This is a genomic window from Micromonospora sp. CNZ286 (genome assembly GCF_014207755.1).
This window is the reverse complement of sequence record NZ_JACHIZ010000001.1, coordinates 3207912-3220711: the sequence shown is the minus strand read 5'-3', so window position 1 is coordinate 3220711 and position 12800 is coordinate 3207912. Positions and strand designations below refer to the sequence as shown.

Here is a 12800-nt window from a genome sequence, read left to right as displayed (position 1 = left end):
TCATGGCGGCCGTTTCGTACCAAGATCTCCCGCAATCCCGGTGACCGGAACGCGGATCCCGGTCATCAGGAGTCGCACCCGTTGCCCGAGGAGTGCTAACCACCGGTGGAACGTCATGGGTGTCTCCGGCCTCGTTTGACACCCATGACGTTCCACCCGCTCGCGGGGCGCAGCGGACGCCAGGGGAGGGGCTGGGCGCGGCGAGGGCCCGGCCCCGGCCCTGGCGGTGCGGGCGCCGGGGCCGGCATGTGGTTACGGGTTGTCGACGACCTCCTGGCCGAGCGGCCACAGCGCCGCCGGGACCAGCTTGAAGTTCGCCACCCCGAACGGGATGCCGATGATCGTCACGCAGAGCGCGATGCCGGCGAGGATGTGCGACAGCGCCAGCCACCAGCCGGCCAGCACCACCCAGAGCACGTTCGCCAGGCCGGAGGGCAGACCGGCGCCCGGCTTGCGCACGATCGTGCGGCCGAACGGCCACAGCGAGTACGACGCCAGCCGCAGCGAGGCGACGCCGAACGGGATGGTGACGACGAGGAGGAAGCAGATCAGGGCGGCCACGCCGTAGCCCAGGGCCAGGACGAAGCCGCCGCCGAAGACGAGCCACAGCAGGTTCAGCAGAAAGCGGATCACCACTCCATGGTCGCCTGCCCTCGCAAACCCGCCGACGTTGATCAGTCCGCCAGCAGCGTCGCCACCGCATGAGCCGTCGCCGGGTGTGCGGCGAGCAGCACCGACGCCCCGTCACCCGGCGACGTGCCGCCCTCGGCGAGCGGCTGCCAGTCGCCGGAGCAGCCGAGCAGCGCCGCCACCGCGTCGACCGCCTCCGGATGGGCGACCAGCAGACCGTGCACCGGACCGGTTCCCGGGGACGGCGCGGGCGCGGTGGACGGGGTGGGCGCGGCCGCCCACGGCGGTGTCCAGGCGTCCAGCGCGGGCAGCGTGGCGGGGAACGTGCGTTCCGCCTCGCGGACCAGCAGCGGCACCAGCTCCGGGCCGTGCTCGCGCAGTGTGGTGATCAGCGTCGGCAGCCAGGGCAGCAGCACCGGGTCGGGCAGTCCGGCGAAGGCGGACGACATGGTCTCCACCACGAACGGCGCGAGCCCCGGCACCGGCTCGAGCGCGTGCACGAAGCCGGACAGGTACTGCGGGAACGCGGGCACCACGAGCGGATTGGCGAGCAGCTCGGCGCACTGTTCGCGCAGGCGCGCCAGCGGCAGCAGGCCGAGCTGGTGGCGGGCGGCCCAGAGCAGCGCGAGCTTGGCCGGGGCCTCCGGGTGGGCCTGCGCGACGGCCAGTTCGAGCTGGGAGCGGTCGCACCCGAGCGACAACGCGAGGCTCTCCATGCTGAACAGGAAGCCGAGCATCGCGCCGACCTGCCGTACGCCGGTGGACTCGTCCACGAACGCGGTGGGCAGCAGCGTGCAGTAGTGGGCGTATCCGGTGGTGACGAACGTCCGGCACCACGCGGGCAGCGCCGGTGTGGTGGTGCGGTGGTGGGCGAGCAGCCGCCGGATGCGGCGCAGCACCTCCGGCGCGTCGTCCACCGTGCGTTCGGCGGCGAGCAGCTCCACCGCCCGCGCGCCGAGTTCGTCGACCAGGCGAGGGCTGTCCAGCAGCCGGATGGCGTCCTCGACGGCGGCGAGCGCGCGGGCGGCTGTCGCGTCGGGGCCGCGTACCGCCCGGCGCAGCCGCTGCTCCAGCACCTGTTCGACGGTGACGCCCTCGTAGCCCAGCTCGATCAGGGCGCGCTGGTTGCGGCCGAGCGCGAGGTCCCAGCTCTCCTGTTCGGAGCGGTGGCCGAGGCGGCGCTCGCCCATGATCGGGCGGACCGCGTCGGCGGGCAGCAGATGTCGCAGCATCCACAGCAGGTCGGAGCAGGGTGCCAGCGCCGGGTCGGCGCGCAGGTCGAGCAGCGCCCGCTGCACGGTGCGCCGTTCCAGGTCGAGGCCGAGGGGGCGCAGCCGGTCCAGGACGTCGCGGGCCAGCGGCGGCAGGGAGTCGTACCCGACCTGGCCGACACGGTCGCCGCCGAGGAGGATCTCGCAGAGCCGGCGGACGTCGCGGCGGCCGGGCACCACGTCCTTCTCGATGCAGGTCACGGCGGCGTCGGCGAAGTCGTACGGCGTGGGCCGCGCGCGGTTGCGCATGGTGGCGAGCAGGATCGACGTCTCGAACACGGCGATCGCGTCGGCGGTGCTGGCGAGGTAGCCGTTGCGGCGGGCGAGCCGGACGATGTCGACGCACCAGCCGCGCAGTTCGGCCTCGTCCAGCTCGTCGAGGACGGGCGGGGCGGCGAGGAATCCGCTGAGCCGGTCCGTGGCCGGGCCGGTTGTGGCCGGCGCGGCGGCGCGGGCCCGGCGGCCCTTCTTCCCGGTACGCTGCCCGGCCAGCCGGTACGGCGTGAGCCGGGTGCGAGCGACAGCGGCCGTCCAGTTCGCGGCGGCGATGGACACGGTGCCCGGGGCCAGCCCGAACTGCGCCTCGATGGCCGAGTGGCTGGACGGGATGAGGCCGTAACGCCAGCGGGTGGCGGTGCGCGGGCTGATCGGGAAGTCCGGTGCGGTCGAGTCGAGGCCGAACTGTTCGACCCGGCTGGCGGCGTGGAAGGCGCCGCAGACGTAGAGGCAGTCGGCCGGGTCGGCGCCGCTTTCGGCGAGGTGCTGTCGCATCCGGGTCCACATGTGGCGTTCGCGGTCCTCGTCGCGTTCGTCGCGGGCGGACCGGGACGGGCGCAGCCGCCGGAACAGGCTGCCGATCAGCACCATGACCTGGCGGTACGTGTCGTGGTCGGCGTCGGCGAGCGGCCGTTCGACGTACTGGTCCCACCATTCCGACCAGTGCCGCACCTTGCCGTGGTGCAGCAGGTGGGCCTCCAGTTCGGCGAACCGGGGGCGCAGGTCGCCGATCTCCACGCCGACCGCGTCGCCGTGCAGTGCCGTGTCGTCCTCGGCGGACGCGGGGGCGGAGTCCGGCCCCGGTGCGGGCCCGGTGTCGTCGCGGGGGGTCCACTGGAAGACGTGGTCGGTGGAGCGGTCCACGAGCACCAGCTCCACGCCGGGGGTGTCCAGCGCGTACGCGACGGCCTGGTATTCGGCGGACGCCTCGGTGATCGGGGCGACCACGCTCAGCGGGCTCCACTCGGCGGGGAAGCCGTCGAGTTCGGTGGCGAACGCCTGCACCGCCACCGGCAGCCGGCAGTTGCGCAGCTCGTCGAGCAGGGGGCGCAGGTCCTCGCAGAGTTCCAGGTAGATCACCTTGGGCGGGCGGGCGCGCAGGCGGCGTGCCATGGCCAGCGCCGAGGCGGGGGAGTGGTGGCAGACCGGGAAGATCTCCAGCCGTTCGCGCAGCGCCCGGTCGACGTCGTCGACCATGCCGGTGAGGATGTCGGCGAGCGCGTCCGGGGAGCCGGCGAACGCGGCGGCGGCGTCGGTGAGCTGGTCGCGCAGCGGACCGAACAGGCCGGTCGGTGCGGGCGCGGTCATGACAGCGACGCGATCGCCTGGCGGCCGCCGTCGAGGAAGCCCTCCCAGTCGCCGCCGTCGGCCTTGGCGCGGGGCTCGACCACGCCGTGCAGGTACTTGTTGAGGATGGCCAGGTCCTCCGGGGCGCGGCGGGCCAGCGAGCCCATCAGTGAGCCGGCGAGCGTCTGCGCGCGCAGGGTGCGGTCGCCGAAGAACTGGCTGTGCAGGATCGCATCCTCCAGCACGCCGATCTGCTCGGCGGTGGACAGCGCCGACTCCAGCTTCTCGTCGTCGCTGGTGGCGGCGGACGCGGCGGCGCGCAGGTCGGCGAAGCTCTGCAGCAGGATGTCGAGCAGGGTGGGCGGCACGTCCAGTTCGATGCGGTGCCGGCGCAGCAGCTCCTCGGTCCGGAAGCGGACGATCTCGGCCTCGCTGCGCTTGTTGGTGACCACCGGGATGCGGATGAAGTTGAACCGCCGCTTGAGTGCGGAGGACAGGTCGTTGACGCCCCGGTCGCGGCTGTTGGCGGTGGCGATGACGGAGAAGCCGGGCTTGGCGAAGACGATGTTGTCGTGGTCCAGTTCCGGGATCGAGACGTACTTCTCGGACAGGATCGAGATCAGCGCGTCCTGGACGTCGCTGGTGGAGCGGGTCAGCTCCTCGAACCGGCCGATCACGCCCTGCTCCATGGCGGTCATGATCGGCGAGGGGATCATCGACTCGCGCGACTGGCCCCGGGCGATGACCATGGAGACGTTCCACGAGTACTTGATGTGGTCCTCGGTGGTGCCGGCGGTGCCCTGCACGACGAGCGTGGAGTTGCGGCAGACAGCGGCGGCGAGCAGCTCGGCGAGCCAGCTCTTGCCGGTGCCCGGGTCGCCGATGAGCAGCAGGCCGCGGTCGGAGGCGAGCGTGACGATGCTGCGTTCGACGAAGCTGCGGTCGCCGAACCACTTCTGCGGGATCTCCCGGTCGAGGCCGTCGGCGCGTTCGGAGCCGAGCACGAACAGCCGGACCATGCGAGGGCTCAGCCGCCAGGAGAACGGCTTCGGTCCGGTGTCGACGGATTCGAGGTAGGCCAGCTCGTCGGCGTACTTGACCTCGGCGGGGGCGCGGAGCATGTCGGACATCAGGGATGCTCTCCTAGGTGAGGAAGTTCTTCAGCTCGGCGACGAGCTTGCGGATGTGGCCGGAGATGACGGGGGTGCCGAGGTCCTTGAGGCGCTGCCGGAACCAGGGGTTGACGCTCTGGTTGCCGGAGCTGTTGACCGAGCCGACCGGGATGAACTTCACGCCGGAGCGGTGCACGGCCTCGATGCCGTCGAACAGCGGCTGGGACCTGTCGAACTCGTAGAAGTCGGAGATCCAGACCATGACCGTGTTCCGCGGCTCGACGATCTTGGGGCGGGCCAGGGCCATGGCGACCGGGCCGTCGTTGCCGCCGCCGAGCTTGGTGCGCAGCAGCACCTCGAACGGGTCGTGCACCCACGGGGTGAGGTCCAGCGCCCGGGTGTCGTACGCGATCAGGTGCACGTCGACCTTGGGCAGGCCGGCGAAGATCGAGGCGAGGATGGTGCAGTTGACCATCGAGTCGACCATCGAGCCGGACTGGTCGACCACCACGATCAGCCGCGACGGGGTGGTCCGCCGGGCGGTCTGCCGGTAGTAGAGCCGGTCGACGTAGAGGCGCTCGTCGTCCGGGCTCCAGTTGGTCAGGTTCTGCCAGATGGTGCGGTCCAGGTCGAGGTTGCGGAAGACCCGCTTGGGCGGCACGGACCGGTCGACGGCCCCGACGGTGGCCTGCGCGACCTGGGTACGCAGCACCTCGGCGACCTGGTCGACGTAGCGGCGGATCAGTGACTTGGCGTTCGCGAGCGCCACCCCGGACAGGTTGGACTTGTCCCGCAGGAGCTGCTCGATCAGGGACATGCTCGGGGTCAGCCGGGCGGCGAGCGCCGGGTCGGCGAGCACTTCGCGCAGCCGCATCCGGGCCACCAGGTCACCCTCCAGCCCGGCGAGCGTGGCACCCAGGCCGGTGCCCTCGCGGCGCAGCTCACCGGGCTGCGCGCCGCACGCCTGCTCGAACCAGCCGGCGTCGGCCTGCCAGCGGGCGAGCTGCCCGGCGCTGACCTCGCCGCCGCCGGTGGCGAACACGTTGAGCAGCAGCTTGGACGCCAGCGCGGCGCGGCGTACCTCGGTCTCGGCCGGCTGGAACGGCCCGGCGGCGGCTGTGGTGTCGTCGCCGGGGGTGAGCAGGCCGCGCAGCTCGCCGGCGAGGGCGGGGAAGCGCTGCACGACGGTGTCGACGGAGACGGCCGGGTCCAGCAGGGCGGCCGGCAGGCCGAGGTCGTCGACGACGGCGACGCTCGCCGACTCCAGGCCGGGCTGCTCGTCGGGGTGGAACAGGCGGGCGAGCAGCCGCCAGTAGAGCACCTGGCGGCGGTTGGCGTGGGTGCGGTCCTCGGTCATCGGCGCAGCAACCGTCCCGCTCGTTCGCGCAGCACCGCCACGGCGTCGCCCGCCTTGGCCTCGGCCTTCGCCGTCTTCGGGTCGGTGACGCCGCACGCCCAGTCGCCGTTGTGCGCCTCGACTGTCTGCCGCTTGACGGTGGCCCGGACGGCGAGGGGTTGCAGCAGCCAGCGGTCGTCGTCCCAGCGGAGCAGGCCGAGGCAGGCGGTGGAGGCGGCGACGAGCGCGGGGGTGAGCGGACCGGCGGCGGGCAGCCGGTCGGTGGCCAGGTGCAGGGACCGGCCGTCGAGGTCGAGCGCCGGGACGCCGTCGTCGTCGCGGACGGTGTAGCCCTCGACCAGTACCGGTTCGGCGATCGCGGCGGGGTGGCGCAGCAGCGGTGGGGTCGCCGCCGCCGTGGCGCCGGCCAGCAGCACTCGGGCCGTGGCGAACGGGTCGGCCGGCTCGCCGAGGGCCGCCCGCTCCTCGGCCCAGCGCAGGTCCGCGCCGTGGGCGGTCAGGTCGGTGACGGTGATCGCCCGCCGCTGGGCCAGGGCGTTGAGCAGGACCGGGTACGACTCCAGCAGCCGCCAGCCGGCCGGGCCGACGATGGTGGCGACCTTCGCCGCGACCACTGTGACCCGGACGAGCCGGGGCGCGCCGCCCTCGGCCGGTTCGAGCAGTGCGTGCACCTGCGCCTGGAACGCGGTGTCGTGCTCGTGCAGGTCGACGCCGAGGGGCAGCAGCCGGCCGGACACCGGCTCGCCGGGCGCGGTCTCGCCGTGCGCGCCGAGGGTGAGCAGGACGGCGCGGGTCCACAGGTCGGCCCACCGGCGGGCGGGCACCTGTGGCAGCGACGCCACCGGCAGGGCGGCGCGCAGTTCGGCGGCGAGGCCGTCGAGGAGCACCGCGATGCGGCGTGACGCCGGGTCGGCGAGTGCGGCCTCGACCGGCGCGGCGGCGGCGGAGAGCAGTTCGTGGTCGGTGCCGCGCCAGCCGGCGAGCGCCAGTTCGTGCAGCCAGGCCCGCGCGCCGGCCAGGGCGGGCGGGGAGACGGCGGTGCCGTCCGGTGCGGCGGTCCACGCCGCGCGGGGCCGGCCGAGCGCGGTGTCGAGGCGGTCGAGCAGGGCGTCGTGTGCCGCGCCGAGCAGCGCGGCGCGGGCCCCGGCGAGGGCGGCCAGGTGGTCCTCGGCGAGCGCGCCGGTGCGCACCGCGCCGGCCGCCGCGTCCGCCCGTTCGGCCAGCGGCGTGCCGCCGACCGCGGCGGCCAGCGCGGCCCAGGCGGAGGCGCCGGGCTCGTCGGCGCGGGCCAGCCCGGCGGTGAGCGTGTCGTCGGCGCGGTCGACGACGGCGAGCGTCTCGGCCAGCCCGGGGATCGTCCCGTCGTGGAGCCGGGTCAGGTGCGCGGCGAGCATCAGCGCACCCCCGCCGTGGCCGGGAACCAGTGCAGCTCCGGCACCGCCGTGGTGGCGGCCGGGACCTCGAGGTAGGCCAGGTGGCGCAGGAAGCGGCTGAACACCACGGCGGCCGGGCCCGGCTCGTGCCGCGCGTCGGTGCGGGCCAGCAGGGCGGTGCCGTTGTCGACGCCGTCGCCCACATCCACCCGCAGGTAGCGGGCGACCTGTGTGACGCCGTACTGCAGCACCGCCTCGTCGGCCAGCGCGTGCAGGTGCTTGCAGAGCATGGTGCCGCGCAGCCCGCCGCAGGGCCGGTTGTTGTTGGTGCTGCAGTTGACCGCGTGCGTGCCGGCGGTCACCGAGGAGACGTAGACGCGTTCCACGTCGGAGCCGCTGGACACCACCCCCTGCAACCGCCCGTCGGCCAGCTCCACGAAGGGCACCTTGGCGAGCTTGCGGGCCCGCGCGGGCGGCGCCACCCGCAGCACGCTGCGCCGTCGCCACGAGGCGTCGTTCGCCTCCGTCATCTTCCCGACCTCCCCGCCGGCCGGCCGCCGCCGGGCACGCCGGGACGCCGTCGCCGGCCGTGATCCGTGCCGCTGTGACGACAAGGATCATGGACCACGGGTACGACAGGAGCGCCGTCGCGGGCGGCGCCGGGAATACCGTGCGGCCCGGCGGGTAGAGGAGGGCGTGATCGAGCCCGAGCCGTCGTGCCCGCGATGCCCGGGCGGGCGGCCGGTGCCGTGACCCCCGTGGCTCCGGCGGCGCGCCGGGAGGTCCGGGAGGCGTACGAGCGGCTGCGCCGGTACTTCATCGTGGCCCTCCAGGCCGGTCTGGCCGCCGGTCTGGCCTGGTACGTGGCCAGCACGCTGCTCAAGAACCCGCAGCCGCTGTTCGCGCCGGCGGCGGCGGTGGGCACCATCGCCGCGGCGATCGGCAACCGGATCCGGCGGACGGCCGAACTGCTGGGCGGCGTGATCCTCGGAGTGCTGGTCGGCGACCTGCTCATCAAGCTGATCGGGGCCGGTCCGGTGCAGACCGGCCTGGTGGTAGCGCTCGCCATCTCGCTGGCGGTGGTGATCCGGGGCAGCGGCGCCGTGATGGTGCAGGCCGGCAGCACCGCGGTCCTGCTGGGCACCGTGGAGCCCAACGCGCCCGACCTGGCGGTGCCGCGTACGGCGAACGCGCTGGTGGGCGGCGGGGTGGCGGTGGTGGTGGCGCTGCTGTTGTTGCCGCTGAATCCGGTCCGGGTGGTGCACCGCGCCGCCGGGCCCACGCTGGACCTGTTCGCCAACGAGCTGACGGCGGCGGCGAAGGCGCTCGCCGCCCGGGACGCCGGGGCGGCGGAGGCGTCGCTGGGCCGGCTGGAGGCGGCCGAGGTCGAGCGGAAGCAGACCACCGAGATCGTCGCGGCGGCCCGGGAGGTGACGTCGCTGTCGCCGTGGCGGTGGCGGCGCCGGGCCCAGTTGCGCCGCTACGAGAACGCCGCCGCCCACCTGGAGCTGGCGTACACGAACAGCCGCAACATGGTCCGCCGGGTGGTCGCGTTGCTGGAGGCCCGGGAGCCGGTTCCACCGGCCCTGCCGGCCAGGGTCGAGGCGTTCGGGCAGTCGCTGCGGCTGCTGCACCGTGACTTTCTGGCCGGGCGGCCGCCGGACATCGCCCGGGCGCGGGCACGGGAGGCCGCGCAGGATGCCGGCCGGGCGCGGGCGGCGGGGCTGGGTTTCTCCGGCACGATCGTGGCCTCGCAGCTGCTCATCGTGGTCGGCGAGTTGCTCCAGGCGTCCGGCATGACCAAGATCGAGGCGGACCGGACGGCCGGTGTCTGCGAGCATCGCCCGGACTCCCGCCCGGACCCAAACGACCGTTAAGCTTCGGGGGTGGGAATCGAGGAACTGTACCCCGCCGGGCGTCTCGTCGCGGCCCAGCGCGCCGCCGCCGCTGCGGGCCTGGACGCGCTGCTGCTCACCCCGGGTTCCGACCTGCGCTACCTGACCGGCTACGACGCCCGGGAGGGGGAGCGGCTGACCTGCCTGGTGCTGCCCGCCGAGGGTGAGCCGACGCTGATCGTGCCGGTGCTGGAGCGGCCGGACGCCGAGGCCGCGCCCGGCACCGGGTACCGGATCGTCGACCACGCCGACGGCACCGACCCGTGGCCGCTGGTTCGCGCGGCGCTGCCCGGCCCGGTCCGCGCCGTCGGGCTGGCCGACCGGATGTGGGCGCAGCAGGTCCTCGCGCTGCGCGACGCGCTGCCCGGCGCGGCCCAGCGACTCGCGTCCGACGTGCTGCGGGAGATGCGGATCCGCAAGTCGCCGGCCGAGGTGGCGGCGCTGGCCGAGGCGGGCGCCGCGATCGACGCGGTGCACCTGCGGATGGGGGAGTGGCTGCGCCCCGGCCGCACCGAGCGGGAGGTCGCCGCCGACCTCGCCGCCGCGATCCGGGCGGCCGGGCACGCCGCCGTCGACTTCGTCATCGTGGCCGCCGGCCCGAACGGCGCGAGCCCGCACCACGGCACCTCGGACCGCCCGATCGGCGTGGGCGAGCCGGTCGTGGTCGACATCGGCGGCACCATGCCGTCGGGCTACCGCTCCGACTGCACCCGCACGTACGTCGCCGGCGGCCCCGCCCCGGCCGAGTTCGTGGACTACTACACGGTGCTGCGGGAGGCGCAGCGCGCCGCCGTGGCCGCCGTCGCGCCGGGCGTGACCGCCGAGGCCCTCGACGCGGTCGCCCGCGACGTCATCACCGCCGCCGGTTTCGGCGGCGCCTTCCTGCACCGCACCGGTCACGGCATCGGCCTCGACGGCCACGAGGAGCCGTACGTGGTGACCGGCAACCCCCGGCCCCTTCAGGCCGGCATGGCTTTCTCGGTCGAACCCGGGATCTACCTCGCCGGGCGGCACGGAGCCCGGATCGAGGACATCGTCGTCTGCACGACGGACGGCGGGCAACGGCTCAACACCACCCCCACGGAGCTCATCGCGCTATGAACGTCGACCGGATCCTGCCCACCGACGAGGCCCACGACCTGCTGGACCTCGCCACCGAACTCGCCGACCGGGAGCTGGCCGCGGCCGCCGCCGGTTTCGAGGCCCGCGCCGAGTTCCCCCGGGAGGTGCTGCGCACCCTGGGCCGGGCCGGCCTGCTCGGCCTGCCGTACGCCGAGGAGCACGGCGGCGCCGCCCAGCCGTACGAGGTGTACCTCCAGGTGCTGGAGATCCTCGCCAGCAGGTGGCTGGCAGTGGCCGAGGCGGTCAGCGTGCACACGCTGTCCTGCTACCCGCTGGCCCAGTTCGGCACCGACGAGCAGCGCAAACTGCTGCCGGACATGATCGGCGGGGAGCTGCTCGGCGCGTACTGCCTCTCCGAGCCGCAGGGTGGTTCGGACGCGGCGGCGCTGACCACGCGGGCGGTGCGCGACGGCGACGCGTACGTGGTGACCGGCACCAAGGCGTGGATCACGCACGCCCGGGTGGCCGACTTCTACAACATCTTCTGCCGCACCGGCGGTCCGGGCCCGAAGGGCATCTCCTGCCTGCTCGCGGACCGGTCCACGGCGGGCATCCACCCGCAGGCCGCCGAGCGCACGATGGGTCTGCACGCCTCGCCGATCGCGCAGATCGCCTTCGACGACGCGCGGGTGCCGGCGGAGCGGCTGATCGGCGGCGAGGGCGCCGGGTTCACCATCGCGATGTCCGCGCTGGACTCCGGTCGCCTGGGCATCGCCGCGTGCGCGGTGGGCCTGGCCCAGGGCGCGCTGGACTATGCGGTCGGCTACGCCCGGGAACGCCGTCAGTTCGGCCGCGCGATCATCGACTTCCAGGGGCTCGGGTTCAACCTGGCCGACGCCGCCACCCAGATCTCCGCGGCGCGGGCGCTCACGCTGGCGGCCGCGCGGCTGCGCGACGCCGGCCGCCCGTACTCGATCGAGGCGGCCAAGGCGAAGCTGTTCGCGACGGACGTGGCGATGCGGGTGACCACCGACGCGGTCCAGGTGCTCGGTGGCGCCGGTTACGTCGCCGACCACCCGGTCGAGCGGTACATGCGGGAGGCCAAGGTGCTCCAGATCGTCGAGGGCACCAACCAGATCCAGCGGCTGGTCATCTCCCGCGCGCTGGCGAAGGGCTAGCCTGTCGCGGTGACCTTCCCCCGGATCACCGTGGACCCCGACGTCATGGGGGGTGCGCCCTGCGTACGGCAGTCGCGCATCCCCGTGGCCACCCTGCTGGCCATGATGGCCGAGGGCATGTCCGTCACGGACATCCTCACCGACCTGCCGTTCCTGGACGAGGAGGACATGGCGGAGGTGCTGAACTACGCGGCGGACGCGGTGCGCGACCGGACGGCGCGCTGAGCGTCACCGCGGCGGGCCGGGTGCGGCGTGGGAGCGCTTTTCCGGCTAGGGTGCAGCGCGTGGAGGAGATCGACCGTGCCATCGTCGCCGCGCTGACCGGGGACGGTCGGCTGTCGTACACGGATCTGGCCGAGCGGGTGGGCCTGTCGGTGTCGGCCGTGCACCAGCGGGTCCGCCGGCTGGAGCAGCGTGGGGTGATCAAGGGGTATGCCGCCCGGGTGTCGTTCGAGGCGCTGGACCTGCCGCTGACCGCGTTCGTGGCGATCCGGCCGTTCGACCCGTCGCAGCCGGACGACGCGCCGGAGCGGCTGGCGCACCTGCCCGAGATCGACTCGTGTTACTCGGTGGCGGGGGAGGACTTCTATCTCCTGCTGGTGCGGGTGGCCGGTCCGGCCGACCTGGAACGGGTGCTGCAGGAGATCCGTACCGCCGCGAACGTCACCACCCGCACGACAGTGGTGCTGTCCACGCCGTACGAGAACCGGCCGCCGAAGATCAATGGCGAGCTGACCGGTCGGGGGCGTCCCCGTCCGTCGGCGGAGCCGGCAGGTTCCACCGCCTGATCACCCGCCGGCCGTGCTCGTGACCGAGCACGCTGAGCGTGGCGGTGTCCAGCCGCAGCAGCGCACCGGCCGAGGGCGGCAGCCCGATCCAGCGCGCCCCCAGCACCCGCAGGCTGTGCCCGTGCCCGACGAGCGCGACGTCACCCTCCGCCAGCAGCGGCGCGGCCCGGTCCAGCACGCGGTCCAGGCGGGCGCCCACCTGCTCCGGTGACTCGCCGCCGGGGCCGCCGTCGGTCCAGATCGACCAGCCGGGCCGTTCCCGCTGGATGTCCGCGGTGGTGCGGCCCTCGTACTCGCCGTAGTTCCACTCGGCCAGGTCCGGCTCGATCGCGTCCACTGTGAGCCCGGCCAGGGCGGCCGTGCGGGTGGCGCGCTGCCGGGGGCTGGACAGCACCCGGGCGAGGTGCCGGCCGGCCAGCGAAGGAGCCAGCGCGCGTGCCTGCCGCTCGCCGTCGGGCGTCAGGTCCAGGTCGGTGTACGAGGTGTGCCGGTGGGCGGCGCTCCAGGTGGTCTCGCCGTGCCGGATCAGCAGGATCTCGTTCACCGGCCCAGTCAACCATGATGAGGCGGG

The 12800-nt window shown here is 74.2% G+C and carries 12 protein-coding genes; 5 read left to right on the top strand and 7 right to left on the bottom strand.

Features of this window, described 5'->3' with window-relative positions; genetic code table 11:
* Nucleotides 1-252: 252 nt before the first annotated feature.
* Genes FHX31_RS14575 through FHX31_RS14550 form a run of 6 tightly spaced genes read right to left on the bottom strand, consistent with a single transcriptional unit; the run spans nucleotide 253 to nucleotide 7797 of the window.
* Nucleotides 253-633, bottom strand: coding sequence for a YccF domain-containing protein (locus FHX31_RS14575; protein WP_184976477.1), 381 nt, complete (start codon nucleotides 631-633; stop codon nucleotides 253-255).
* A 41-nt stretch (nucleotides 634-674) separates the two neighbouring features.
* Nucleotides 675-3485 (bottom strand): DUF5682 family protein, encoded by a 2811-nt coding sequence (locus FHX31_RS14570; RefSeq protein ID WP_184976475.1) that lies wholly within the window; start codon nucleotides 3483-3485, stop codon nucleotides 675-677.
* Nucleotides 3482-4594: an ATP-binding protein gene (locus FHX31_RS14565; protein WP_013476843.1), complete on the bottom strand. Its 1113-nt coding sequence runs from the start codon at nucleotides 4592-4594 to the stop codon at nucleotides 3482-3484. Before FHX31_RS14565 ends, FHX31_RS14570 begins: the two co-directional genes overlap by 4 nt.
* A 13-nt stretch (nucleotides 4595-4607) precedes the next feature.
* The gene (locus tag FHX31_RS14560) at nucleotides 4608-5933 is read right to left on the bottom strand and encodes a vWA domain-containing protein (RefSeq protein ID WP_030502399.1); all 1326 of its coding nucleotides are present in this window, start codon (nucleotides 5931-5933) and stop codon (nucleotides 4608-4610) included.
* Nucleotides 5930-7327, bottom strand: coding sequence for a hypothetical protein (locus FHX31_RS14555; RefSeq protein ID WP_184976474.1), 1398 nt, complete (start codon nucleotides 7325-7327; stop codon nucleotides 5930-5932). Before FHX31_RS14555 ends, FHX31_RS14560 begins: the two co-directional genes overlap by 4 nt.
* Nucleotides 7327-7797, bottom strand: coding sequence for a hypothetical protein (locus tag FHX31_RS14550; protein ID WP_201766754.1), 471 nt, complete (start codon nucleotides 7795-7797; stop codon nucleotides 7327-7329). Before FHX31_RS14550 ends, FHX31_RS14555 begins: the two co-directional genes overlap by 1 nt.
* Nucleotides 7798-8064: 267 nt before the next feature.
* Here FHX31_RS14550 and FHX31_RS14545 point away from each other — a divergent pair, with 267 nt between their 5' ends.
* Genes FHX31_RS14545 through FHX31_RS14525 form a run of 5 tightly spaced genes read left to right on the top strand, consistent with a single transcriptional unit; the run spans nucleotide 8065 to nucleotide 12229 of the window.
* Nucleotides 8065-9183: an FUSC family protein gene (locus FHX31_RS14545; RefSeq protein WP_387033543.1), complete on the top strand. Its 1119-nt coding sequence runs from the start codon at nucleotides 8065-8067 to the stop codon at nucleotides 9181-9183.
* A gap of 9 nt (nucleotides 9184-9192) precedes the next feature.
* The gene (locus tag FHX31_RS14540; RefSeq protein WP_030272330.1) at nucleotides 9193-10302 is read left to right on the top strand and encodes a M24 family metallopeptidase; all 1110 of its coding nucleotides are present in this window, start codon (nucleotides 9193-9195) and stop codon (nucleotides 10300-10302) included.
* Nucleotides 10299-11441 carry an acyl-CoA dehydrogenase family protein gene (locus FHX31_RS14535; RefSeq protein ID WP_184976471.1) on the top strand — a complete coding sequence of 381 codons (1143 nt, stop codon included), beginning with the start codon at nucleotides 10299-10301 and terminating at the stop codon, nucleotides 11439-11441. Before FHX31_RS14540 ends, FHX31_RS14535 begins: the two co-directional genes overlap by 4 nt.
* 9 nt (nucleotides 11442-11450) lie before the next feature.
* Nucleotides 11451-11666 carry a DUF433 domain-containing protein gene (locus FHX31_RS14530; RefSeq protein ID WP_013286269.1) on the top strand — a complete coding sequence of 72 codons (216 nt, stop codon included), beginning with the start codon at nucleotides 11451-11453 and terminating at the stop codon, nucleotides 11664-11666.
* 59 nt (nucleotides 11667-11725) lie between these two features.
* Nucleotides 11726-12229, top strand: coding sequence for an Lrp/AsnC family transcriptional regulator (locus FHX31_RS14525; RefSeq protein ID WP_013286270.1), 504 nt, complete (start codon nucleotides 11726-11728; stop codon nucleotides 12227-12229).
* Here FHX31_RS14525 and FHX31_RS14520 read toward each other — a convergent pair.
* Entirely contained in the window at nucleotides 12162-12773 is a 612-nt protein-coding gene (locus FHX31_RS14520) for a histidine phosphatase family protein (protein WP_184976469.1), read from the bottom strand. The genes FHX31_RS14525 and FHX31_RS14520 overlap by 68 nt on opposite strands.
* Nucleotides 12774-12800 lie beyond the last annotated feature (27 nt).

Bases quoted from the DNA above. Each gene is read 5' to 3' on its own strand.
- FHX31_RS14560 (WP_030502399.1), bottom strand. From the start codon at position 5,933: ATGACCGAGGACCGCACCCACGCCAACCGCCGCCAGGTGCTCTACTGG.
- FHX31_RS14565 (WP_013476843.1), bottom strand. From the start codon at position 4,594: ATGTCCGACATGCTCCGCGCCCCCGCCGAGGTCAAGTACGCCGACGAG.
- FHX31_RS14555 (WP_184976474.1), bottom strand. From the start codon at position 7,327: ATGCTCGCCGCGCACCTGACCCGGCTCCACGACGGGACGATCCCCGGG.
- FHX31_RS14570 (WP_184976475.1), bottom strand. From the start codon at position 3,485: ATGACCGCGCCCGCACCGACCGGCCTGTTCGGTCCGCTGCGCGACCAG.
- FHX31_RS14535 (WP_184976471.1), top strand. From the start codon at position 10,299: ATGAACGTCGACCGGATCCTGCCCACCGACGAGGCCCACGACCTGCTG.